The 24,172-nt window shown below is 42.4% G+C and carries 16 protein-coding genes and 6 tRNA genes; 10 read left to right on the top strand and 12 right to left on the bottom strand.

All coding sequences use genetic code 11. From position 1 onward, the window contains the following. Nucleotides 1–460 precede the first annotated feature (460 nt). The 3 genes from rnk to ACWYVB_RS03400 all read left to right on the top strand — a co-directional run bounded on the left by rnk (nucleotide 461) and on the right by ACWYVB_RS03400 (nucleotide 4,329). Nucleotides 461–868 (top strand): nucleoside diphosphate kinase regulator, encoded by a 408-nt coding sequence (gene rnk, locus ACWYVB_RS03410; RefSeq protein ID WP_005394604.1) that lies wholly within the window; start codon nucleotides 461–463, stop codon nucleotides 866–868. Between the two features lie 238 nt (nucleotides 869–1,106). After that, on the top strand, nucleotides 1,107–2,060 hold the full coding sequence (locus ACWYVB_RS03405) for a GGDEF domain-containing protein (protein ID WP_046875474.1): 954 nt from the start codon (nucleotides 1,107–1,109) through the stop codon (nucleotides 2,058–2,060). 484 nt (nucleotides 2,061–2,544) lie between these two features. Then, complete coding sequence (locus ACWYVB_RS03400) at nucleotides 2,545–4,329, top strand: Ig-like domain-containing protein (RefSeq protein WP_457527979.1); 1,785 nt, start codon at nucleotides 2,545–2,547, stop codon at nucleotides 4,327–4,329. A 63-nt stretch (nucleotides 4,330–4,392) separates the two neighbouring features. On the opposite strand, the gene ACWYVB_RS03395 is transcribed toward ACWYVB_RS03400, so the two are convergent. Beyond that, nucleotides 4,393–5,988 carry a hypothetical protein gene (locus ACWYVB_RS03395; protein WP_104973722.1) on the bottom strand — a complete coding sequence of 532 codons (1,596 nt, stop codon included), beginning with the start codon at nucleotides 5,986–5,988 and terminating at the stop codon, nucleotides 4,393–4,395. 679 nt (nucleotides 5,989–6,667) lie between these two features. Here ACWYVB_RS03395 and ACWYVB_RS03390 point away from each other — a divergent pair. After that, nucleotides 6,668–7,954, top strand: a complete 1,287-nt coding sequence (locus ACWYVB_RS03390) for a DUF11 domain-containing protein (RefSeq protein ID WP_301575996.1) — start codon at nucleotides 6,668–6,670, stop codon at nucleotides 7,952–7,954. A 72-nt stretch (nucleotides 7,955–8,026) separates the two neighbouring features. Here ACWYVB_RS03390 and ACWYVB_RS03385 read toward each other — a convergent pair whose 3' ends face one another. The 3 genes from ACWYVB_RS03385 to ACWYVB_RS03375 form a co-directional block, all read right to left on the bottom strand. Continuing rightward, nucleotides 8,027–9,709: an Ig-like domain-containing protein gene (locus tag ACWYVB_RS03385; protein ID WP_457528145.1), complete on the bottom strand. Its 1,683-nt coding sequence runs from the start codon at nucleotides 9,707–9,709 to the stop codon at nucleotides 8,027–8,029. 982 nt (nucleotides 9,710–10,691) lie between these two features. Further along, nucleotides 10,692–10,765, bottom strand: a tRNA-Cys gene (locus ACWYVB_RS03380). Nucleotides 10,766–10,801: 36 nt separating this feature from the next. Continuing rightward, a tRNA-Leu gene (locus ACWYVB_RS03375) sits at nucleotides 10,802–10,888 on the bottom strand. A 301-nt stretch (nucleotides 10,889–11,189) separates the two neighbouring features. On the opposite strand from ACWYVB_RS03375, the gene ACWYVB_RS03370 reads away from it, so the two are divergent. Next, the gene (locus ACWYVB_RS03370; RefSeq protein WP_457527976.1) at nucleotides 11,190–12,119 is read left to right on the top strand and encodes a CHAD domain-containing protein; all 930 of its coding nucleotides are present in this window, start codon (nucleotides 11,190–11,192) and stop codon (nucleotides 12,117–12,119) included. A gap of 68 nt (nucleotides 12,120–12,187) precedes the next feature. Further along, nucleotides 12,188–12,976 carry a lipase family protein gene (locus ACWYVB_RS03365; protein ID WP_047009223.1) on the top strand — a complete coding sequence of 263 codons (789 nt, stop codon included), beginning with the start codon at nucleotides 12,188–12,190 and terminating at the stop codon, nucleotides 12,974–12,976. Nucleotides 12,977–13,050: 74 nt separating this feature from the next. On the opposite strand, the gene ACWYVB_RS03360 is transcribed toward ACWYVB_RS03365, so the two are convergent. The 4 genes from ACWYVB_RS03360 to ACWYVB_RS03345 form a co-directional block, all read right to left on the bottom strand. Continuing rightward, on the bottom strand, nucleotides 13,051–13,305 hold the full coding sequence (locus ACWYVB_RS03360) for a hypothetical protein (protein ID WP_012842214.1): 255 nt from the start codon (nucleotides 13,303–13,305) through the stop codon (nucleotides 13,051–13,053). Between the two features lie 130 nt (nucleotides 13,306–13,435). Beyond that, nucleotides 13,436–14,959, bottom strand: coding sequence for an alpha-amylase (gene amyS, locus ACWYVB_RS03355; RefSeq protein WP_053808368.1), 1,524 nt, complete (start codon nucleotides 14,957–14,959; stop codon nucleotides 13,436–13,438). Nucleotides 14,960–15,267: 308 nt separating this feature from the next. Then, nucleotides 15,268–15,341: transfer RNA gene (locus tag ACWYVB_RS03350), tRNA-Cys, on the bottom strand. A gap of 37 nt (nucleotides 15,342–15,378) precedes the next feature. Beyond that, nucleotides 15,379–15,465: transfer RNA gene (locus ACWYVB_RS03345), tRNA-Leu, on the bottom strand. 553 nt (nucleotides 15,466–16,018) lie between these two features. On the opposite strand from ACWYVB_RS03345, the gene ACWYVB_RS03340 reads away from it, so the two are divergent. The 4 genes from ACWYVB_RS03340 (at nucleotide 16,019) to ACWYVB_RS03325 (ending at nucleotide 20,422) form a co-directional block, all read left to right on the top strand. Then, complete coding sequence (locus ACWYVB_RS03340) at nucleotides 16,019–17,650, top strand: methyl-accepting chemotaxis protein (protein ID WP_182035241.1); 1,632 nt, start codon at nucleotides 16,019–16,021, stop codon at nucleotides 17,648–17,650. A 189-nt stretch (nucleotides 17,651–17,839) separates the two neighbouring features. Further along, complete coding sequence (alr, locus tag ACWYVB_RS03335) at nucleotides 17,840–19,069, top strand: alanine racemase (protein WP_182035239.1); 1,230 nt, start codon at nucleotides 17,840–17,842, stop codon at nucleotides 19,067–19,069. A gap of 316 nt (nucleotides 19,070–19,385) precedes the next feature. Further along, complete coding sequence (locus ACWYVB_RS03330; protein ID WP_167427542.1) at nucleotides 19,386–20,117, top strand: AzlC family ABC transporter permease; 732 nt, start codon at nucleotides 19,386–19,388, stop codon at nucleotides 20,115–20,117. Then, the gene (locus ACWYVB_RS03325; RefSeq protein WP_012842209.1) at nucleotides 20,114–20,422 is read left to right on the top strand and encodes an AzlD family protein; all 309 of its coding nucleotides are present in this window, start codon (nucleotides 20,114–20,116) and stop codon (nucleotides 20,420–20,422) included. The genes ACWYVB_RS03330 and ACWYVB_RS03325 overlap by 4 nt, the downstream gene beginning before the upstream one ends. A gap of 140 nt (nucleotides 20,423–20,562) precedes the next feature. Here ACWYVB_RS03325 and dld read toward each other — a convergent pair whose 3' ends face one another. From dld to ACWYVB_RS03305, 4 genes are all read right to left on the bottom strand, one after another. After that, complete coding sequence (gene dld / locus ACWYVB_RS03320; protein ID WP_031780543.1) at nucleotides 20,563–22,269, bottom strand: D-lactate dehydrogenase; 1,707 nt, start codon at nucleotides 22,267–22,269, stop codon at nucleotides 20,563–20,565. Between the two features lie 384 nt (nucleotides 22,270–22,653). Continuing rightward, on the bottom strand, nucleotides 22,654–23,556 hold the full coding sequence (locus tag ACWYVB_RS03315; RefSeq protein WP_203342454.1) for a LysR family transcriptional regulator: 903 nt from the start codon (nucleotides 23,554–23,556) through the stop codon (nucleotides 22,654–22,656). 236 nt (nucleotides 23,557–23,792) lie between these two features. Further along, nucleotides 23,793–23,868: transfer RNA gene (locus ACWYVB_RS03310), tRNA-Gly, on the bottom strand. Between the two features lie 36 nt (nucleotides 23,869–23,904). Further along, nucleotides 23,905–23,978, bottom strand: a tRNA-Cys gene (locus ACWYVB_RS03305). Nucleotides 23,979–24,172: the final 194 nt, after the last annotated feature.

Genomic DNA, 24,172 nt, shown 5'->3' with positions numbered 1-24,172 from the left:
TGTAAATCAATTACAATTTCAAACTACCCTAAAGGGGTAGATGAACGTTTTTATCTTGATATTGAAGAATAAAAGGTAATTTATTAACGGATGTTGGTAGTTTTTACAAAATGAGATAACCGCAGTCATGCTCATAAAGGGCTATACAGTTTTGGCTTTTACAGAATGGCAATGATTGTCGAGTTAAACCACGCTAACGATAAACCCTGCTTTGTTTAAAAACAAAGCATTCGTTTTAACCTAGCAGTTTCAAGGCTATTAAAGGTGAACAACTGAAGTGACTGAAAGTTTTAGAAAAATCAAGTCTCACAACAAAAATCTTTTACTAGCTAAGTCGCACTATAAAGACTAGAATCTGATTTAGTTCATATGGAATAAAATCCATATGATTGATACCGTAATTGACATATAGAGTGCCGTCCCATGTTTGTGAGGCGGCCTTTTATTTGGGAGTCATAAAATGTCAGAAAACAATTCTATCTACATTTCAAGCTTAGATATGAACCGAATCACGGCTTTGTTGGATAAAATGCCAAACATCGCGGCGGAGCTTGTTGAGCTAGAAGCAGAGCTAGACCGTGCGACGGTTCTTGAGCCAGAACAAATGCCAGATAATGTGGTCACGATGAACTCAACTGTAGAGTTTAAATTTGCAGGTGAAGATAGAACCATGACAAAGACACTGGTTTACCCATCTGAGCTGAAAAGCAGTGATGATATTTCCATTTTTGCGCCCGTAGGCAGCGCACTGATCGGTTTGTCTGTTGGTCAAAAACTTGAATGGCCAATGCCAAATAATCAAGTGAAGACAATTGAAATTGTCGATATCACCTACCAGCCTGAGCGTTGTGGTGCACTAAACCGCTAACCCTCAGTAGTCCCGGTGCAAAGGCCTCATTTATGACTTTGCACCAGGAGAGCCCCTCGCTTATCCCCTATTTCCTTCTTTGTTTTTCCAAGCATTTACTTTGCTGCTCTTAAGTAACATCACCGATTCTTTATTATTTACCGCATATTCAATACCTATATCTCCAAGCTCAATCATAGAAATTGCAAAGTATTTTTCGTATATTGTCGCTCCGAAAACGACGTAAATTATGCGCAAAATGGAAGAATATCTAACTCGAATTGCCTGCTTAGAAAAAGAAAATGAAGAGCTGAAGCGGAAGAATGCGCGACTACAAGAAAAGTTGAATGCTGCACTCGACAGTAATGGACTGTGTTTGTGGGAGCAGCATATTCCTTCAGGTACTTTGACGATATTCAATATGCAGTGGGGCAAAATGCTAGGTTATCAGCCCCATGAGTTAACCGCGACGGTTGAAACGTGGAAAAACAATCTCCACCCTGAAGATTATGATCTTGCGGTGGGTGCATTTGAAGATCACCTAGCTGGCAAAACCGACCTTTATGAGGTAGTTCATCGCATGATTCATAAAGACGGCAGTGATAGTTGGGTCTACGATCGAGGGCGCATCGTCGAGTATGGTTCTGATGGCGAACCACTACGCATGATGGGCACTCATATCGATATTACAAAAGAAAAGCGATATGAGCAGCAACTGGCTAAGTTAGCTTCGAGTGATCCATTGACCGGACTGTTAAATAGAAAAGCAATTGAGGAAAACTTTAATCATCAACCTCAAACCAAGCCGTCTCAGCAGTCTGCCTTAGTGTTTGTTGATATAGATAATTTTAAAGCAGTTAACGACCAGCTAGGCCATCATACTGGTGATACTCTCCTCATTAATATCGCCAATAGCTTAACAGAGCTTGCGCCAAGCAAGTCTCAAGTCGGACGCATAGGAGGAGATGAGTTTGTCGTTTTAAGCTCTTATTCAAATCAAGAAGAAATATCTCAACTTTGTGATCGACTCTTAAGTTCCATCATTCCTGCGATAAATCAGGACTTAAATAAAGTAACGATTGGAATGAGCATCGGTGTTTGTCTATTTGATAAAGGAAAACAACAGTTTAATGAAGTTTATCAAAAAGCCGATCATGCAATGTATGAGATAAAGAAAAATGGCAAAAATGGCGTTGCCTATATCCAGATATAATAATTCTCTTGTTTTTTTTTGAAATTAATATTTCTTTAATTTGACAATTTTCTCTACGGAATTGATAGCGTCTTATTTTTTTAATAAGTCATTTATATAGGAAACAAAAGAAATAACAAACAATTAAGAGTGTTGCATACTACACGGTGTAATATTATTACTGTCTTTGTGACTGCTTTTGTTGCATACAATATTATTTCTTATTATTTTTATAAAAACCACTAGTAAAAAGTAGTTAAACATTATAATTCATAAACTTATAAAAACCGAAATGCATGGTTGAATTTTAACCACCCCTTCTGCTAATATCTCGCCTCGTGTTTAAAAGTAATAAACACACACAAATATAAAACAAACTTTATAAAACATAATGCACACTTGATAATTACTGGTTCTATTTGGGTAGAGCTCGGTATTTATTTTATTTAAAACATTATGAATTTGTAATTTCATTTAATATCAAAATATTAAGTAGGTATATAAATTGAAGAAGGTCATCCTCCCTCAATTGGGCTTTGTTGCGTCAAATTTACGCTTGCTAGCTCTTGGCTTTGTAACCCTCGTGTCAGCATATTCTTTTTCATCAGAGGTTTATGCTGAGCAAGTGGCTAGTGGTGAACAAAAAACATTAGTTGTACTCGTCAATTTCCAAGAAAACCCTCAAGAGATCCCGATCTCTAAAGAAGACGCCCATCATGTTGTTTTTAATACCGTTAGCGACTTCTATTCGCAAATGTCCCAGGGGCAACTTTGGCTATCTGGTGATGTTGCTGGAACATTCACCTTACCGATATCAAACCAAATTTGCGATGATGATGCTGTAGCAGCGGAAGCCAACAAAATGGCTGAAACTGCGGGATATCAACTATCAAACTATGACCGTTTTATCTACTTAACAACCAAAACTGGATGTGCATCAGAAGGCTCTGGTAGTCAAGGAGTAACTCCCTCTAGAGCGTCAATAAATGCGGTTTTCGAGCCTCGAGTTATCGCCCATGAATTAGGACATAATTTTGGATTGCATCACGCTTCCGCACTCGACTGTAAAGACGGTACGTTAGCTGGTGATTGTCGTGTCATAGAGTACGGTGATAGCTACGATACAATGGGTAACTACGATATGGGTTACTTTAGCGCCTTCCAATTGGAAAACTTAGGGTGGCAGACCTCCCCTGCTCAAATCATTTCTAGTGATGGTGTTTACTCTATTGATGCCTATGAAGACTTTGAAAGTACTTCATCAAAAGTTTTAAAAATCCCAAGAGGTACCGATCCAATTACAGGTCAGCGCCAATGGTTTTACGTTGAATATCGACAAGCTCTTGGCTACGACAGCTTTTTACGTGACCGTTCGTACATCGTATACCGCCAAGATGTGACAGAAGGTGTGGTTGTGCGCCTAGCGACAGACGGTGATCTTAAAAGTAGCCGCTTGCTACACATGAAGCCTGACTCCACTTTCAAACAATTATTTGGGAGTAATGACTGGGAAGACCCTGCTCTTCCAATTGGTGGAACGTTCACCGATCCAAAAACAGGCGTGTCGATTACTTTGGAAAGTGCTAATGGTCAAAACGCACAGGTCAGTGTCATATTTGGTGGTGAATCCGGGCAATGTATTGCGACATCGCCTCTACTCTCTCTAACCCCACTATCAGGTTCTGATGCTAATGCCGGAGAAACGTTAGCGTATAATCTTAAAGTGACGAACCAGAACAATACAGAATGTGCAGACGCGACCTATACAACGGCTTTAAGCCTTCCTGACGGATGGAATTATGACGCAAGTGCCTTGACGGTTCCTTCCGGCATGAGTGCAGAAACGACGGTCATGGTTACGTCAAACAGCGATGCTCAGCCGAACTCTTACAGCATAACCGTTGACGTTATAGATGCTGAAAATGAACAATCAGCCAAAACCGAGCTATCTTACACAGTGTTATCTGAGTCAACGTCACCACTTGAGGCGGTGAATGATAGCGTAACGATCAGTGATAAATCCGTCGTTCGCATCGAGCAGTTAAATAATGACTCGTTTGAACAATCGACCTCTCTTGCGATTACGGTCGCTAAGCCAAACAAAGGCAGCGCCCGTGTACTGAGTGATGGCTCCATTGAATACACACCTTCGAAGAAGTTTAAGAATAATGATTCATTTACTTATACGATCAGTGACGGTCAATCTTCTTCAACCGCGACGATTAGTATCACCTTACAATCGACTTCTGGTGGGAATGGTGGTGGAAACGGTAAAGGGAAACCGAACTAAATCACGAAATTCATATGAAAAAGCCTAGAGAATACTCCAGGCTTTTTATTCACATGACGTCAATTAGTTGCTTGGTGCAGGACAAATATCACAGTCTGCAGAAGCTGTATTCGTCGCTTGAGTATTATCGATTTTCAAGAAACCAACCGCCGTCACAGTATCACGGAAAGATTGTGTTTCTGCATTGCTAAATGCCGTTGGGATATAACTACCAGTATAAGACTGACATTGATCCGAAGCGAGTTCGATATTATCCACTACTGTCACGTCATCAGAAGCATCCTCAGGCGTACCTGAGTCATCCACAACAGAAACATTCACTAAAGTAAGTCCAGGCGTTGTGTTACATACCATTCCCGAGAAGCTCACTTCAGCAATGATACCATTTTCAGTAAGCTTGAAGCCGCTTTCACATGATTTCGTTACACTAATCATTGGAGACAAGCTCAATGACTCACATGGATCACTTGCGGTATCACTAATGGTCGCTTGGCCACCCGGAGTCGCAGCTGCTGTGACTTTCACCGTATTAGTTAGACCATTGCTTGTACTTTCAAAACTGCCGCTGTATGAAGCACTGTCACCTGAAGCAATGGCACCTAAGCTATGTGTAGTACCTGCTTCTAAATCCTCTACAACAACATCGTAGAGCGTACCGACACCATCATTAATCACGTCGCCGCTGTATGAGTAAACGTAACCATCTTCTGTTTCATTCACGACCGCTTGATTACATGTTTTAGTGATATCAACACTACACAACTCAAAGTCACCAACCACAAAGTCTTTCAACTGAGCGGTAATACTGCTTGATGCTCTTGTTTCGGCTGCAAATGAGCTAAAACAGGTGTCTGTTTGTAGAAGTTCAGTAAGGTTTACACCACCTTCAAAGAAGGTTTCTGGAGGGAAGACATTTTCGACACCACTTTTTGGCGTATACGCCCATGGTGCAGGTGAGTCAGTTGTATTGGTTGAAGCACACACATCTTGCGCGCCTGGTGAACACAGTGCATTTGTCTTAACTTTCAAACGTAAGTTTGTCGCAGCACACTGACCATCTTGTGGATCATTGTTAGCAGCTTTCGCACAAGTTGTGTCCCATTCAAGAACCAAAATTTCAGGGCCATCGTTTGCCCCTTGCAAATAATTCACCTGAATCAAAAGGTCTCCAGCAATATGTTGACCCGTGAATGTACCGTCAGGGTTCAGACCCACTGAGTCTTGATAAAACCAAAAACCTAAGAAGGCATCACCGCTGTTACCGAAACGGTCTGCACCAAAGGTGAGTACTAGATCATTGTCGATAATATATGCTGCCGCATACGCATGAAGAATGTCCCCTTTATCAAGTACCGTACCAGTCTTCCAACCAAGTTCCGGTATGTCTTTGATGTCTTTATTACCACCAGTAAATATTGTATCCGGTGTTGCCGTGTCATTCTCAAAGCTAAATACTTGTGCTCCGCCGATGTTTGGCGGCGTTGACCAGTCATCTGGAGCACCTACTCCAGAGTCATCTATCGCATTAGCATTTGCTTCTAACTCAAACACGCCATCTGTTGGTGTTGCAAATGCAGAGCTACCTATTAGCAAGCTTGTAAATATTGCATAAAGAAAGCTCTTCATCGTATGCCAGATACCTGACTTACAAGAATTCATAACCTACTCCTTAGAACGCTTCTAAAGCTAGACGAAGGTCCCTATGTCATTAATTGCCTTTTAAGAAAAAGTGAAAGCGAGATACAACTTTCGTTTCGAGCTCGTATAACGCATAGAGCATGCCACCACTTAAGGTTATGATTTTATTAAACTAAATATTTTCAACAGCGAAGAGAATGAACAGAGTGTTCAATTTTAAAGAAAGAGAAAGAAAACAAAAGAGACAAAAAACCTACGATAACAAAGATATATACGTGTTCTAGGATAATGTTACAGATTGACACTTTATTGTTTACACCTGTGACAGATGCACAAAAGCGACGGTATTGAAACTGTCCACTATGAATATGAAATAGACGCTTACTCACCTGCCCCAACTAATGTGAAGGTGATGTGTAACACCTGTTTGCATAGTGTTACATCCTTTACACATCTAATTGAATACTCATTTAACTAAAACATATTCAGTCGTTTAGCGAATAAGTTTTAGCTCAATCATTTATGAAAATATAAACAAACTGTTCACCCCTCTGTACAAAAATAAAAAATAATCAACAAATACAAAAGGTTAAACATGGAACACTCTATGCTAGTCAACTGGCGCAGTTTAACTCTGTGAGAAAACTATCACGTATGTGGGCTCAAGGACGTAGCGAGCCCACTTACACAAGGAGGTTTTATGAAAACCATATTTAACTCTTGGTGGGGCAGTAAGAGTTACCGTTGTTCCACTTTATGTAGCCAGAATATACTTACAGCGATCAATATCAGCAGCATGTTTAAGCTGTTTACTTGGGTCATAGCGGTTAGCTTAGTGCTGAGCTCTCAAATTGTTTACGCATCCGCTGGCGACCCTTCAAGCCGAGGCGTGCAACCAATATTTGTTGAAGGGAATAACACCTGTCAACAATTACTTCCAGGGATCGATGGTTTGATAGAATACAAGCTTGAGCCAGTTACAGACGGCACTTTCGGTGATGGCATGCTTGAAGTGGTTATTGATCAACAACCTGGGGCAAAAACCTTCAGTTGGGATCAAGGTGATAGCCCTGTGATTATGCAAGCTATCTTCGTTAAAGGTGGTCCTGACGGAAACCTATATAACTACTTCACAGATGGATTATTGTATCAAGATGATGCCTTACTACATGCACCTGTGGGTAAAAACGGTAGATACTATGGCTTAAGTCATATTTCATTCTGTTACACACCAGGCGTACCAGACATTAAAATCACTAAAACTTGTACATTTGGTGATGTTGTCAATGGTAACACTTTGAAATACAACTATAAACTCACTGTAGAAAACACCGGTGACTTTGCATTGTATGATGTTGTGGCAACAGACACTACAGCCGTTGACAACGATATGGCTGCTGGTGACCATGTGTTCAATTTAGCGATGCTCGCCGTTGGACAAACGCAAGAGTTTAATGGTTCGTTTATTATTGACCAAAACGGTATCACTAACTATGCAGAAGTAAGCGCAGCACTTGAAACTGGTGGTGATGTTGCGGTTTCTGACAACGCAGATTGGGAATGCCCAAGCCAAAACATCCCTGGTTCATTGTCTCTAGAGAAAGACTGTAGTGTCGTCGTCGTGAATCGATTTGAAGATACTGGTATTAATGAATACGGTCTTCAAGTCAATTACAGTGGTAGTGTATGTAATACCTCCAATGTCACCATTGACGGCATTGTCGTAATCGACAACAAAGACTCGAATCCAATCCAGGTTGGTATGCTTGCGCCTGCTGAGTGTTACGACTTTACTGGTAACTACGAGCCAATCCCAGGAGATGGTGAAGGCCTTCCATTACCGGGTGAAGAAGTCAGAGCGTTTACAGATACTGTGGATGCGAGTGGTGAAACTATCTTCGGTAATGTTGTCGTAGAAGCGATAACAGCGTCTGCAGAATGTACGCTATGTCCAACTTGTCCAGAGCCTGTTAGCTGCCCTGAATAAGGCCTACTTACAACTTAATAAAACAACGCCTGACGTTAACTCGTCAGGCGTTTTCTTTCGAACTATATCGTTCTATTTATTCTTACCTTTTCCATTGTTACCAGAGTTGCCAGAATCGCCACCAGATGAGGACTCTAACTTCACTGAGACCTGAGCGGTCGAGCTGCTTTGACCATCACCTATGGTATAGGTAAAGCTGTCGTTATTTTTGAATTTCTTCTCAGGTGTGTAACGCAGGGTGCCACCTGATAACAGCTCTAGTCGCCCCTTACTTGGTCTAGTAAAAGAAACCACGCTTGCAGAGTTTTGCTCTCCAACAACATCGTTTGCCATCACATCGATAATCACCGACTGTTTCGAAAACATAGTCACCTGATCATCAACAGCAACGAGCTCTGGTGATGGCGAGATTTCAGTAGTTACAGAGTAATTCACGGATGCTGCGGTTTGCAGACTTGAGTCCTCCCCGTGCGTCACGATCATCTTCAAAGCATAGTCTTTATCACTAGCGTCAACCGAAGATACGACTGATATCATTACTTGTCCGGTTTCACCTGCTGCTAGCGTGATTGCATTGCTGCTTGCTTTCCAACCAATTGGCACTGACGCGTTCACAGAAAAACTGCTCGCTGAACAATCTGCACTATCTTTGTTAGTAATAGTGACCTGATATTGAACCTCATCGCCGGCTGCAACCGAGTTGTTTGTTGCAGCTTTCGCAGTTACTGATGGAGCATTAACAGTACAAGTCCCGATATTACCGTTGTCAGAGCCGTCAAAGACAACGCTTACTTCGGCGATGCCGTTCGCTGCACTCACCAAACTCAATGTTACACCTGAGTCTGGGTCAGTATAGCTACCACCGACCGGCATAGATGGGTCAAACCAGTCATTTCGGCCAAAAACCGCACGATATTCAGAATCAGTTTTAAAGTGAAGCAGATTACTGCTGCGTCCATCGCCTTCTACAGCGCTTCGAATGATGATGCCATCCGTAACGTCCCCACGATAGAACGAGTAAGAACGAGCATCTAAAAAGTCGTCAAACCCAATAGACTGGCGGTATTCAATGTAAAACCATTTTTTTGCACCTGTAGAAGGATCAGTACCACGAGGTACTTTTATCGTAACTGGCTGATCACTAGTCGTCTCGTAATTCGCGATGGAGTAAGTACCATTTTGAGTAACTTCCAGTGTCTTTGAAGCGTGCTCTCCCTCTAGCCATCCTAGTCGCTCGCGCTGGAAAGTATTCAAATAGCCGATGTCTGGACCACCCATTACATCATAGGTATCACCGTATTCACGCAACGTACAGTTGTCTGAAAGCGTATGTTCGCCGCAATCAAGTGCACGAGAGTGATGCAAACCAAAGTTATGTCCAAGCTCATGAGCGATGTTCATCGGAGAAAAATCACCATTGATGTGCGCGCGTGAAGGCATGCCATCAATAGTTGCCGATCCAGCGACACCACATGCCGTTTTTGTCATCAAGTAAACAATACGATCGTACTCTTCAAGCTTCACTCCCGCAGCGATGGCTTCTTGATCCGCTGCATCTTGAACAGCGGTAAAATCACAAACCTGATTAGACAACGGTAGATTAAACCAACCCACGACTTTCCCAGATAGCCACATTTGCTCAAAAGAGCTTTCACGGTAGAAGTCATTTACTGTGCCAAAGATTAGATTATTTGCCTCTGACAAAGTTAATGGCTGCTCATTTGGGTTTTCTTTGAAGTTCAGCAGGATAACCAATGTATTTTGCTGTCCCGTCGTACTTCCTGCTGCACTGGCGTAATGGATGCTCTGTAAACAAGCGAATATTACTAATAAAAATGACAACCCTTTATTTAGGATTGTTCTATTTATTTTAATATTTTTTATCACTGCTTCACCTAATTTTAAATTAATAACTAGTTCACCTTCCCGCCAATATAAGCAGAAATGGTAGGGTAAAATGATATAAATTTTAGGCAATAAAATGCCCTAGCCTATAAAGCCAAATATGTTCCTATATACATCAACATGGTTATAAAAGGATAACCACCAAAAATATAAGAGCCGGAATCATAGCAAAGCAACCGGTCAAAATTCAACCAGAGCGATAAGTAATTTAGGTTAAGTTTGTGTAATAATAAATTTGTCCATTTTTGTCAGTTACTTAAAATAACCTTATGATTGTTTTATATGAACAAACTTTGTATTCAACAATGACTTTAATAAATCACTTGCACTACAGCCAATTTAAATCATTAAAAATCAAACAAGTAGAAATTGAACTAAAACAACCTCAATTTCATCGCATGAAATTATAACCTTTAAATTCATTAACTTAATAACGAGTCATTCGAATAATATACCTCAACAACTCTTGAGTAATATTATCCATCTTTAATTGTTAAATTTACGTTAAATTAAAGTAGTGAAAAGTTTTTTGCTCACCTAGTTTTATACTCGATTAAAAGACAGACTGAGCGATACAGTGCAATATCAACTAGAGACATATAGAGAAACAAGCAGGATATATGTGCAACTTTATTTTCAGTATTGAGCTAAAATCACGTGACAATATGACGCTATAGATAGCCATTCGGGAAAACTAGTTAAAGAATGATTAACTGATAATTGAGGTTGGTATTTGTACAAAAATTAATTATTCAATTAAAAAGTGTGTATTAGAATAGTTTGACAATACCAGATACTAAAAAACCGGCACTAGGCCGGTTTTTAGAAATAGTGGAGGCGCCTCCCGGAGTCGAACCGAGGTCCACGGATTTGCAATCCGCTGCATAGCCACTCTGCCAAGGCGCCTTTCTGATTTTGTATCTCTGATACCAAAGATTTTGATGGTGCCCCGGGCCGGACTTGAACCGGCACAGCGCGAACGCCGAGGGATTTTAAATCCCTTGTGTCTACCAATTCCACCACCAGGGCAACGCAATCATGCGATGGGTTAGACACCATCTGTCTCAGCGGCCTTTGCCGTGAGAACGAGGCGTACTTTAACGGATTAATTTATCTGGTCAACAAAAAATTAGTCTTTTTTATTCAAATGGTTAAAAAGCCAACTCAAACGAACAAAGGGCGATCATTTTGCTCACAAGAACATCAGCATGCTTTGCTCTCGTTTGCTTTGCTTCATCACTTCATGTCAACGAGGAATCGACAAGTCGCACAAATAGACAATATGGGTATAAACTTAACTCGTACTGCAGGGGACAAATAAGCGCTCATCATGTTTCGAAAGTCATCATTTCAATTACCGCTACATACTGATTCCGAACTCGACTTCGTAGTGCCCCACTTCTTACTTACTGAATTTGATTACGCACGCTCTCTGGAACAGGGGATCGTCCAAGACTTGGATCCTGAATATACACACCAGTATCGCGTCACACTGAGGCGCATACGCTCACTATGCGTACTACTTCGCGAACTGATACCTCCTTTTGAACAGCGTATTTTGAAACCTCATTTAAAAATAATGATGAAGAAAACAAATAAGCTGCGTGATTTGGACGTATTTATCTTGGACAAAAGCCAATACATTGAAATGCTCCCAAACCACAAACCCTCTCTTGAGCCGCTTTTTGGCTTTATAGAATCCGAACGTGCTTACGAACAGGCAAAAGTTGCGCGTTGGCTAGCGACAAAAGAATACACTATGCACTGCACTTTGGTCAGGAATAGTCTGCTGCGAAGTACACAACACGAACGAGTGGATAACAACGTACCAGCGTTACTCTTCGCAAGCCAAAAAGTCTCCGAACAATTTAAAAAGGTCGACAAAGCACGACGCAAGATCTCGGACAAAAGTCGTGACAACGTGATTCACTCGATGAGGATAAAGTGCAAAGCGCTGCGTTATTTGCTAGAAGGGTTTTCCGCACTCTACCCTTCCCCACAGCACAAAAACAACGTGAAACAATTAAAACTATTGCAAGACAAGCTCGGTGATTTTAACGACACTTCAAGTCAAATTGAATTTTTCACACAGGTCAAAGAGGCAGTAAACCTCAATAAACAAGATCGTAAGACCCTGAAAAAGCTGCTTAACGTGCTTAGTGAACATCACGATACTTCGCGCCAGACCATCTTAACGCACTTAGACCAATTTGAGGCTTTCATCCACGATACCAACACACAAAGCCTCTACCAGCACTAACCTAGGTTCACGTATTTTTAATATTCATTAATTACAGTCAGTCGTTAGGCTCCATAAAGAAAGATAACGTGAAACCATTAAAACGATACCAATATGAGCGCTATGCCGTACTCTGTAATCTCGCCTATCCTCGCGTCTTCAGACAAACTCAATACGGATTCGATCCTAATGGGCAACGAGTCATTAGAAATGAACACGGTAAGATTATGATTCGCGTGCTCTGGAGTAAAAAACAGAGTGAAGTGGTCGTAGTAATTAAAGGCTCACACAGTATCAGTGATTGGTTGTTAAACTTCGCGATGTGGACGAGAAGCTGTCGAAGGTTGGGACTGAATTACCGCATTCACGCGGGTTTCTATCATCTTCTGTTTCAAGAAAGTTTACCGAGCCGAAATGAAGATCGGTTGGGGTTGACCGTGATCGAGCGCCTCGAAGGTATCGTTGTACCGCTCATTCTTAGGGGAAAAAGAATCACCATTACTGGTCACTCTTCAGGTGGCGCGATTGGCAGTGTTTTTGCCGATTATATAGAGAAAAAATACCCAAAGAGCATTAAACGCGTTGTGACTTTCGGTCAGCCCGCAGTTGGAGATTGGACCTTTAAAAAACGCTACCGTTTGGGGCACAAAACTTACCGGATTTGTTGCGACATCGACATCGTGACATTCATGCCGCCAGTGCCTTTTCTCTATTGGCATGTAGGCAAAATGCTATGGTTGTATAACGGGAAAATATACGAGAATACGCCAACGTTCATTCGACTTGGACGTTCCCTATTTAGTTGGTTGATGCGACCATTCTCTTATCACTTTATGAGTAAATACATCCGCGATAAAGACTTCTTTGACGAACGCTGAGCTAAGTACCCTAAAACTATGATGTACAGGCACTAAAAAGCCGGACTTAGCCGGCTTTACGTTTTTGTGGTGAATTACAGAGAGGCAATTTCTTTTTCAAGTTGATATTTGCTATCTGTGACTATGCGCTCTAACACTTCAACGCGTCGCTTCAAGTCACCAATTTGCTTGTTAAGGTTATCTTGTTCTTCTTGGCTCATTGTATTACGTTCAGATATCTCCAAGGCTCTTACTTCTTTACGATGATTCAAGATTAACTTAATTATCCCGCCCCCAAATATGGCACCGAACACAATAGCCACAACCAATACATCAGCAATAGATTCCATTCTTCATCTTCCTCTAGATAATGCTCAAATATAAGTTACTCATTTGTTATATGAATATCAAATAACGTATTGATTCACTGCAAAGTTTCATCAAAATTTGCCTGTTCTGTATCAAAATCACAAGAATGGATTACTCAACGCTAACCCAAACCGAGACAGATCCACCATTTACAGGGAACTCAGCCCACCCGTTCGCATCTGTCCAAATGTCTTCAGTTCGGATGCCCAACTTGTCGACATAGCGTGTACTTGGCTTGCCCGTATACATCCACTTCGAGCCACCTGGTCCATCGCTCATGATCACTGCCATTGAATGTGGATGTTCTGCATCGCCCTCGCGAGTCCAGCCAATTACATCCCAATGGTCGAGATAAGAATGTTGTTTGCCATACGCATAGTCTTTACGCAGTGTTACGAGCTCTTCGATGTAAGGCACTTTGACCATATTGATGTCATGCCCTTTATCACTGTACTGCGCGCCGTAGTAATCTGCATAAAACACAGATGGATAACCTTCTTCACGCAATAAGATAAACGCGTAAGCGAGCGGCTTAAACCACCAATCGACCGTCGACTCCAACGCTTGCAAAGGTTGAGTATCATGGTTTTCTACTAAGGTTACTGCTTTGACTGGATTGTCCTTCATCAGCGTACCATCCATGATTTGACGCATATCGTAGCTACCACCCGATTTAGACGCATTGTAGAAGTTCATATGTAGCGGTGCGTCGAACAGAGACATGCTGCCAGAAGTTTTGGTGATAAAGTTATGCAGCTGATTCACATCGTAGTTCCAGTACTCTCCGACCGTGAAGAGTTCTTTCCCTGTTTTCCAACGTAGGTGATCAATCCATTCTTGAAGATATTGGTATTTGATGTGCTTCACCGCATCCATTCTAAAGCCATCAACACCAGTCATGTTGATGTACCACTCACCCCAATCTTTCAGTTCTTGTTTAACTTCAGGATGATCCATGTCTAAGTCAGCATACATAAGGTAGTCGTAATTCCCCTTTTCAGAACTGACTTCCCAATCCCATGCCTTACCTTCACCTTTGAATTTAAAAATGGCTTTTTCTTTACCTGCATCGTCCCAGTCCACGCCATCAAAATGGTACCAAGTCCAATGGAAGTTAGAGTACTTGTCGTTGCGTCCAGGGAAATCAAACTCCACCCACGCTTCAATCCATTTATCACCAAGTTCAATGTTGCGGTTGTTCCAATCTACCCGCTTAGTATCAACCCAAGATTTCCCATCTGCACCACCACGGTGGTTAAACACCACGTCACCATAAACCTGGATATTGTTATTGTGAGCGGCATTGATAGCGCTAAGATACTGATCTTTGGTGCCGTATTTGGTGCGCACTGATCCTTTTTGATCAAACTCTCCCAAGTCGTACATGTCATAAACGCCGTAGCCGACATCATTACTGCCACCCGCTCCTTTGTATGCAGGTGGTAGCCAGAGCGCTGTGAATCCGTTTTCTGCTAGCGTTGGAGCGTTATTTTCCACTTGAGTCCACAGTGTGCCATCGTTAGGCACATACCAATGGAAATACTGCATCATTGTGCCATTCTCAGCAGCCAATGCAGATGAACTTAGCAACAAGGTTAAAGGTAAAATAGTGCGTTTTAATTTAAATGTTTTCATTATTTTTCTCTCACGTTAAGGACTAAAATCCTCTTTTCTGCTCATACACACCAAGCATTGCCAACGGTCACGCTAACCAAGTTGCTGCCTGTGATACAAAAAGTTCGGATTACAATCGAAGAGAAATTAGCACCAATCACCCTATACAATTATTGAGTTATTTAACATTTATAAAATCAATGACTAGCGCATTGAAAATATTGAATGGTGATCAAAACATGGGAGGAATTTAGAGAAGCGTGAACGAGTATAGATTGATGGATTTAAAACGAAGAAAGCCAGTCATTTAAGACTGGCTTTCGAAATAGTGGAGGCGCCTCCCGGAGTCGAACCGAGGTCCACGGATTTGCAATCCGCTGCATAGCCACTCTGCCAAGGCGCCTTTCTGATTTTTATATCTCTGTTACCAAAGATTTTGATGGTGCCCCGGGCCGGACTTGAACCGGCACAGCGCGAACGCCGAGGGATTTTAAATCCCTTGTGTCTACCAATTCCACCACCAGGGCAACGCAATCATGCGATGGGTTAGACACCATCTGTCTCAGCGACCTTTGCCGTGAGAACGAGGCGTACTTTAACGGATTAATTTATCTGGTCAACAATAAATTTTATCTTTTTGATTTAAGTGCTTAAAAAGCGATCCAAACGGTACAATTGGCATTCAATTAGGCCAAGAAATACTCGTTAGCTTTCATCAACTTTAAATCACACACATGTTGATGCCCGTAACTGCTTAGCTTGTAAACGCCTGACTAACGCGGATCGTAGTCACCACTCTCTTCAGCTCTGTAACATCTGTAATAATTGGAGTCCCTACTCTTGGCACTATTTCACACGCAATATCATATTTTGTTACCGATAACTTTGCATCGAATGTGGTCGTACCTTTATAAAATCATTGACATTTTTTATTTTCAAAAAAAAGCTCAATTCATTATCGAAAATATCAATAAATAATGATAGCTTACACTCGTTGCAGTAATTTAATGGACATATATCACATATAAGGACGTGGTTTACTTTGGCGACACACCATAAGAAAAACAAGGTATATCACTAATGTCTATCAAGAATCTTTCTATAGCGAAAAAGATATCGCTATCGTTTTTACTCATTGCCATCGTCAACATTGCGTTTGGCGTGTTTTTATCTACAGAGCTCAAAAGCATTAAATCTGAGCTTTTAAACTATACCGATGATACGCTTCCTGCTATGGAAAGAGTAGATTCGATCCGAGATCACTTGTCTCGCTGGCGCCGAGCTCAATTTGCTGCGTACACTTATGAAGACGCAGACCAAATCAGAAACAAAATTGCCAGCAACATTCGCGAACGTGAAAAGATCAGCAAAGAGCTCGATTCTTACGGTGAAACTATTTGGCCTGGCGAAGAGCAGCAAACTTACCAGCGTCTTATGCGTCAGTGGAAAAAGTACTTGGTTACTATGGACCAGTACAATGAAGCGATGCTAGCTAACGACAAAAGCAAGGCCCACCCTATTTTGGCGAACTCTTTGTCTGCTTTCGAAGCGGTTGACTCAGAGTTAGGCGAACTAATCCGTCTCCTTAAAGAAGCTATGGATAGCAACAAAACTCATATCCTGTCCTCTGTAAATGGATTGAGTAATTCTTCAATTGCGAGTAACGTGATTATTCTACTGATCATGGTAGGCATGACATACGTGCTGACTCGCCTAATTTGTGGCCCACTTAAACTTGTTGTTGAGCAAGCAAATGCCATCGCGACAGGTGATCTATCAAGTGACATTGACCGTAAAGCAATCGGCAATGACGAGCTTGGTGAACTGGCAGACGCGACCACTAAGATGCAAGATGACTTACGCCAAGTTATCGATAACGTGATTGCTGCAGTTACTCAGTTAAGCAGCGCTGTCGAAGAGATGAATCAAATCTCCGATATTTCTGCGTCTGGTATGAAAGATCAACAGCTGCAAATTACGCACATCGCAACAGCAATGACAGAAATGAAAGCGGCCGTAGCCGATGTTGCTCGTAACACTGAAGACTCAGCGAACCAAGCTAACGAAGCAAACCGTCGTACACAACATGGTGTTCGTGAAACGCAAGGCATGGTTGACGCGATTCATGAAGTTTCAAACGTAATTGGTGCTGCGGGCGATACTGTGGCAGAGCTTGAACAGCAATCGAATAAAATTAACGTGATCGTGGATGTTATCCGCGACATCGCCGATCAAACCAACCTACTTGCGCTTAATGCAGCCATTGAAGCTGCGCGTGCTGGTGAGTCTGGTCGCGGTTTTGCCGTGGTTGCGGACGAGGTTCGAACGCTTGCAGGCCGTACGCAAGATTCAACCAGCGAAATTACGTCGATCATTGAACAGCTACAATCGCTTGCAAAAGACGCGAAATCTGCGACAGAACTTTCTAGAACCAGTATCTCAGAATGTGCAGAGCAAGGCATTCAATCAAAACAGCTGATGAGCGACATTGAACACTCGATTTCTGATATCTCAGACATGGGCACCCAAATCGCCACGGCTTGTAACCAGCAAGACTCTGTTGCAGAAGAGCTTAACCGCAGCATTGAAAACATACACTTGGCATCTCAAGAAGTATCACAGGGTTCAGAGCAAACCGCACAGGCTTGTCGTGAGCTAAGCCAGCTGTCAATTTCTCTTAAAGATGTAATGAGCCGCTTTAAACTGAGTTAAACTCAGTGGATACCTTAGTTGATATTGAATCAACCTCGATTTGCACAAATTGAGTACAATCACTGAGGTATATTGAATCATGATCTTCAAAAATGCTCCAAAGCACTACTTGGAGCGTTTTACTTCGTCAGGTACTTTCCCCAAGTACTCAATAACATAACCAATACAAAAAACGCGTACGGAGACTTTATGCGCTTAAATAAAACCTTACTATCACTGACTATCGCTGCTGCAACCGTTGCTCCTGCGATGCAAGCTAATGCTGCCCCTCTTCAAATTAGCAACACTGTAGTAAAAGCAGAGCAAGTTCAAGGCGCTAACGCTTGGCTGGAAATAAACTTAGGTCAATTCCGCGATAATATTGAGCAGTTCAAGTCGCACATGGATGGCAAAACGAAAATCTGCGCCGTGATGAAAGCCGACGCATACGGTAATGGCATCGCAGGCCTGATGCCGACTATTATCGAACAACAAATTCCTTGCGTTGCCATTGCAAGTAACGCCGAAGCACAGACCGTTCGCGACAGTGGCTTTAAAGGCCAACTTATGCGTGTACGCTCGGCGGATATTGGCGAGATCGAAGCCGCAATCGACCTAAATATCGAAGAGCTGATTGGTACTGCAGAGCAAGCCAAAGCACTGTCTAAGCTAGCAGAGAAAGCGGATAAAGAAATCAAAGTTCACCTTGCTCTTAACGACGGTGGTATGGGACGAAATGGCGTTGATATGACAACAAAAGCGGGCAAACAAGAAGCGCTAGAAATCGCTCAACAAGCTGGCGTTAATATTGTTGGCATCATGACTCATTTCCCTAACTACAATGCAGACGAAGTTCGTCAAAAGTTATCTTCGTTCAAAGACAGCTCTGCATGGCTGATTAAAGAAGCGGGCCTAAAACGCGAAGATATTTTGCTGCATGTGGCCAACTCTTACACCGCACTTAATGTTCCTGAAGCACAGCTTGATATGGTTCGTCCTGGTGGCGTTTTATACGGTGATCTGCCAACCAACCCTGAGTACCCTTCTATCGTGTCTTTCAAAACACGCGTGGCATCCGTTCACCACCTGCCAAAAAATAGCACTGTCGGTTACGACAGCAGCTACAAAACGAGCAAAGAAAGCCTAATGGCGAACATTCCTGTTGGTTACTCTGATGGCTACCCACGAAAAATGGGCAATACGGCAGAAGTACTGATCAATGGCCAACGAGCAAAAGTTGCAGGTGTGGCTTCAATGAACACCACCATGGTTGATATTACAGGTATCAAAGATGTTGAGCCTGGTTCTGAAGTTGTACTGTTTGGCTCTCAGCAAGGCAAAACGATTTCGGCAGCAGAAATGGAAAAACATGCAGAGGTCATCTTCCCAGAACTATACACGGTTTGGGGTACTGCGAACCCTCGTGTCTACGTAAAATAAACCCTTTCAGTTGTTCGTAACAGAACGAAAAAGCGAGCCTCGTGCTCGCTTTCCTACTCATATACTAATCTGTAACAATCCGTGCTCTTCTCAATTGAACAGAGCTTACTATTTGCGTTGCGTTACTTTCCTAGAGCCCTAGCAAATGACAAACCCTCTAAACCCTTCATCTTAAAATCGTTCAGGTATACTTGTTTTTTATATAGCACTTAGTGTTTGAAAGCCCTTTCAATTGATGTTAAACATGAAGTTTACAAAAGAATAACAAACGCATTCATATGGCACTGCCCTTTTTGCCTGCTGGCTAGGTATCTCTATGACAGAAAATACTCAACATCTTCAGCGTTCCTCATCGGAGTTGCACGAATTTACCCGGATCGACGTGTGGAACGGTTTCACCCAACTTTTACCTCTGTCCATGTTTGTGGTCATATTTGGCCTCGCATTCGGTGTTGCCGCCGTACAAACAGGGTTAGATGTATTTCCCACTATGTTGATGAGCACACTGGTCTTCGCCGGTGCTTCACAATTTGCCACGCTAGAAATGTGGGGAGCAGAAGTACCTCTGATTCCAGTGCTTATTACTGTATTTGCTATTAATGCTCGTCACCTCTTGATGGGCGCTACGCTTTATCCATGGTTACGACAACTCCCACCGACAAAACGTTACGGTGTAATGCTGGTAGCATCAGACGCAAACTGGGCAATGGCACTCAATGCATTTGGTAGAAAAGAACCAGGTTTTGGTTTGCTTGTTGGCGGCGGCTTAGCGATGTGGTCGTTTTGGATTGTCGGCACCTGGATCGGCATTTATTTTGGTAACGCAATCAAAGACCCGGTGAGCCTCGGACTCGATATGGTTATGGGATGCTTCCTGCTGTCTATGGTGGTGGCAGGGCCGAAAGACTTAAGAATCTTTGCGATTTGGGCCACAGCAGCAGCCTCTTCTATGTTGGCGTATTGGTATTTACCAGAGAATAGCCACGTAGTGGTTGGCGCCATTACTGGTGGAGTCTTAGGTGCTTGTTGGAAGGAGAAAAAAGCATGAACATCGAAACGAGCGTAGGTGGCACACTGCTTATCATCATCGCTATGGCGTTAGTCACGCTCATAACCCGCTGGGGCGGAGTGTATGTTATGTCATTTATTCCAATTAGCGAACGGGTTCAACGTTTCATCACTGCGATGTCAGGTTCCGTATTAGTTGCCCTTTTAGCCCCACTAGCGGTTGAAGGTGATAACGGTGCTAGAGCAGCACTTTTTTCTACTGCTGTCGTCATGTTCATCGTGAAAAAGCCTCTGCCCGCAATTGCAGCTGGCATCATCGCAGCCGCCGCGGTACGCGCTCTTTAACCGTTGTTTCAACGCCGATACCAGTCATCAATAAAAAGCCCCAAAACACGAAGCCCTGATGTCACGAGTGTCATCAGGGCTTGTCTTATGCTCATTATTTTAACGATGATCAACGATATTAATCACGGTGAGATAGCACATTACGCACAGCAGTTACAATTGCGCTTGTATTTGTCCATTTTGCCAATACCAGGGTTAAAGGTGTTGGTTGGATCTAGCTCGTGGTAAAACTTCTGCAGCGAATTTTCAGCTTCGTACAAGTGACCCACATTATGTTCTGCTGGGTATTTAGCACCACGGCTATTGAGGTGTTCTAGCATCAGCTTTTTCATCAACTTCGTGTCGGTCCCTTTTTTGAAAATGTAATCTTGATGGAATACATAACACATAAAGTGACCATAATAGAGCGCTTGAACAAGGTTCTTACTCACCTCTTCCGGTAAAGTTTCTAGCCACTCTTCATCATTACGTCGCAAAGCGATATCAAGTGCAACGATGTCTTCTACGTCTTTTCGGTGAATCGTCTCGTAACGAATTGCTGCACCTGCTGCTGCAAAGCGATGTAAATAAGCTTTTTTACCCTCTTCCGGCGTACACTCGAAGAAATCACAGTCATCTTCAACAGCCCAAACTTCATTGAGGTATTTTTGCGCCTCAGCAATACCACTATCACTCATTTTTAATACCAGGTGATGCTCATACTTATCGCGGAAATCCAGCATTCGTTCTGGTAAATGTTGTGGGAACAACTTACTCGCGTAGTACAAAATGGTATCCGGCAGATATTTACTAACAAACGGGACGCGCTCTAAGAAATTTTCTACTTTAGCTTTAAGTGCAAACATTTTTGGCAGTTTATCTGTGCCTAATAAGTCGATGGATAAAAAGACGTCTTTGCCGTACTTCTCTGCCATGTTGAAGATATCTCGATGCAAGTATTCTCCCATCTCAGGCAAGTTCTCAAACGTAGATAAGAAATCTTTTCGCAGCTTCGTCAGTTTCGCAGGATCATTGGTGCCAAGGTAAAAAACCTGCTCTTTTTCGGGTACTGGGTAGCTATCAACTCGAACGGCGAAAACACCCAATTTACCAGCGCAGCCACTGGCTTCAAATAATCGACGTTCATCGGCATTAAAGCGAGAAGGAATGTCAGAAGTCACGTCTCGAACACGTTCATCGTATTCTTTGTCTGATGCCATTCGCTCGTCATGAATGATCTTCGCTGGGTCAAAGTTTCCTTCTTGCAGGTTTGTCAGAATTTCTTCTGGCGTTTCACCTAACCCTTCAATACCAAGGTGATTAACCAGGTGTAACTGGCCTTGCTTATCGACCTGCGCATAGATCGCCAGTTCCGTGTAAGCAGGACCACGCTTGACTAACGCACCGCCTGAGTTATTGGCGATACCACCAACCACAGTGGCACCTAATGATGAAGAACCGATGATAGAGTGCGGCGCTCGGTTCACCGCCTTCAATTCTTTTTCCAATGAGTGCAAACTTGCACCTGGCAAGCATACCGCCTGCTTACCGCCATCTAATAAGTGAATCTTCTTGATTTTGGTAATATTGATCACGACCACATCACGGTCATAATCATTACCACTTGGAGCTGAGCCTTCTGTTAAACCTGTTTTGGCAGCCTGCATAATAATAATGCAGTTTGCTTCAACGCACTGTTTAATTATCTTCCATTGTTCTACAAGAGTATTAGGAAACACGATAGCAAGCGCAGTGCCACTACCTGAGCGAAAACCTGAGCGGTAGTATTTTGTTTTAACCTCGTCGGTTAGGACATTTTCTTCCCCAACGATAGTTTTAAATTCGTCAATCAGCTGCTTTTGTTTCATATCCGTATCTCTCGTTATTGTACTTCGCTCACATCACCGTTTAGTGACGGTAATGGGCGTTTGAGCCACTATAAGCAGTCCATTTATCGGCGTCTATGTCAGGCAGGCGAGCAACACTTAGCCAACAGACAACAAACAAAATAATTCTTTTATTTTTCTGTCACTTATCTTTCACATTCGGAAAGTTTAACGCAAGAAACAGACCGTTTCTTAAAAGAAACAATAGCAAAACCATTTGTTAACAGTTGTGCGCAGCATCTTGTTATCAATATTAGTGATAAAACAAGGAGAAAGCTTAAGCTTCTAAATTTATAAGAATTTTTAGAAATGAAGATGGAAACAATAACTCAACACCAACATAACGATTGGTGTTGAGTTATTGTCTTAAAATCGATGATTTTGACTTTGAAAGCTGGTGTATAGATGATCAATGAAGATCTTAATTTTTTCTGGCTGTTGACGAGTGTAAGGATACACTGCATAAATACCCAAGCATTTGGCGGTTTCGTCTTTGAACAATTGAATCAGGCGGCCTTGCTTTAAGTCTTCATAAACCAAGACACGCGGTACATAGATGATTCCCTGCCCTAACAGCGCCACATTTCTCAATACAGAAGAATTGTTGGTACAGAGGTTACCGTCGACGGTGATTTGATATACCTCGTCTCCATCTTTAAACGCCCACTCATGCGCTCCGGTTTCTTGGTAGGAATAGACTAAACAATTGTGTTTATCCAAGGCTTGAGGTTGTTTAGGTATGCCATGTTTAGCCAGGTATTGGGGTGACGCGCAAATAATCCAATTCGCATCCACCAGCTTTCTTGCAATCAGACTAGAATCTGGCAACACACCCGTTCTAATTGCCAGATCAAAACGTTCATTCACGATATCGACGAAACGATTATCTAGATCCATATCGATATTGATGTCAGGATATTTCTGATTAAACTCATTGATCACTTGAGGAAGAATTAACTCACCAGAGATAGTGGGTACAGAAACTTTAATGTTTCCAGATAAATTCTTACCTAACCCCACAATGGATTCTTCTGCCGTTGCCACCGCTTGATAAACGGCTTTTGCATGAGTAAAGAACGCTCGCCCTGCCTCCGTCAACGTTAACGTTCGCGTTGTTCGGTAAAGAAGCTGTACACCAAGCTCTTGTTCAAGCTTCGCGATGCGTTTACTGACAACCGATTTGGTCAATGACATGTGTCTTGCTGCAGCGCTAAATGAGCCTTGCTCGATCAGGTGATAGAAAATGATGTAATCGTCGGTATTTCTCATGCGTCTTCGTCAAATCCTTTGGAGACCGATATTGTAAACGGATATTGGTCAATCTGCGAAACATAGGGGCACACTTAACAGCATAACTCGCGAAAGAAACAAGGGTTATACCAACAGTTCAAGAAATTGAGATGGCGTAAATTTATCAATATTCAGATACAAAAAAACCAGCTTTCGCTGGTTTTAAGTTGATGCACTTGGCATCGAGATACCGCAATTGCCATATCTGAATAATTTGGAGCGACACACGAGGTTCGAACTCGTGACCTCAACCTTGGCAAGGTTGCGCTCTACCAACTGAGCTAGTGTCGCATTGATTCTCGAAAGCCATTCACTCTCAAAGAATAATGGAGGCGCCTCCCGGAGTCGAACCGAGGTCCACGGATTTGCAATCCGCTGCATAGCCACTCTGCCAAGGCGCCCTTTTTACTTCGCTTCAGGGCTCTTCCCCGTTGCGTTGGTGGCTACTTTACGGATTGAGAGAAGATAGTCAAACAAAAATCTTTCATTTTCTGTTTGTTTGATTTCTTTTAAGCCAATTAGACCAAAGTTCGATCTTATCGGCTTAAAACGAAGCAATATAAATCTAGCTTTCTGTACGTTTTACTCAATAGAA

The sequence above is a fragment of the Vibrio sp. JZG10 genome (assembly GCF_054064075.1).
This window is presented reverse-complemented; position numbering and strand designations above follow the sequence as displayed.

Coding starts and splice junctions, on each gene's coding strand:
- rnk (WP_005394604.1), top strand. CDS start 461: ATGTCAGAAAACAATTCTATCTACATTTCAAGCTTAGATATGAACCGA.
- ACWYVB_RS03405 (WP_046875474.1), top strand. CDS start 1,107: ATGGAAGAATATCTAACTCGAATTGCCTGCTTAGAAAAAGAAAATGAA.
- ACWYVB_RS03395 (WP_104973722.1), bottom strand. CDS start 5,988: ATGAATTCTTGTAAGTCAGGTATCTGGCATACGATGAAGAGCTTTCTT.
- ACWYVB_RS03390 (WP_301575996.1), top strand. CDS start 6,668: ATGAAAACCATATTTAACTCTTGGTGGGGCAGTAAGAGTTACCGTTGT.
- ACWYVB_RS03370 (WP_457527976.1), top strand. CDS start 11,190: ATGTTTCGAAAGTCATCATTTCAATTACCGCTACATACTGATTCCGAA.
- ACWYVB_RS03360 (WP_012842214.1), bottom strand. CDS start 13,305: ATGGAATCTATTGCTGATGTATTGGTTGTGGCTATTGTGTTCGGTGCC.
- amyS (WP_053808368.1), bottom strand. CDS start 14,959: ATGAAAACATTTAAATTAAAACGCACTATTTTACCTTTAACCTTGTTG.
- ACWYVB_RS03340 (WP_182035241.1), top strand. CDS start 16,019: ATGTCTATCAAGAATCTTTCTATAGCGAAAAAGATATCGCTATCGTTT.
- alr (WP_182035239.1), top strand. CDS start 17,840: ATGCGCTTAAATAAAACCTTACTATCACTGACTATCGCTGCTGCAACC.
- ACWYVB_RS03330 (WP_167427542.1), top strand. CDS start 19,386: ATGACAGAAAATACTCAACATCTTCAGCGTTCCTCATCGGAGTTGCAC.
- ACWYVB_RS03325 (WP_012842209.1), top strand. CDS start 20,114: ATGAACATCGAAACGAGCGTAGGTGGCACACTGCTTATCATCATCGCT.
- dld (WP_031780543.1), bottom strand. CDS start 22,269: ATGAAACAAAAGCAGCTGATTGACGAATTTAAAACTATCGTTGGGGAA.
- ACWYVB_RS03315 (WP_203342454.1), bottom strand. CDS start 23,556: ATGAGAAATACCGACGATTACATCATTTTCTATCACCTGATCGAGCAA.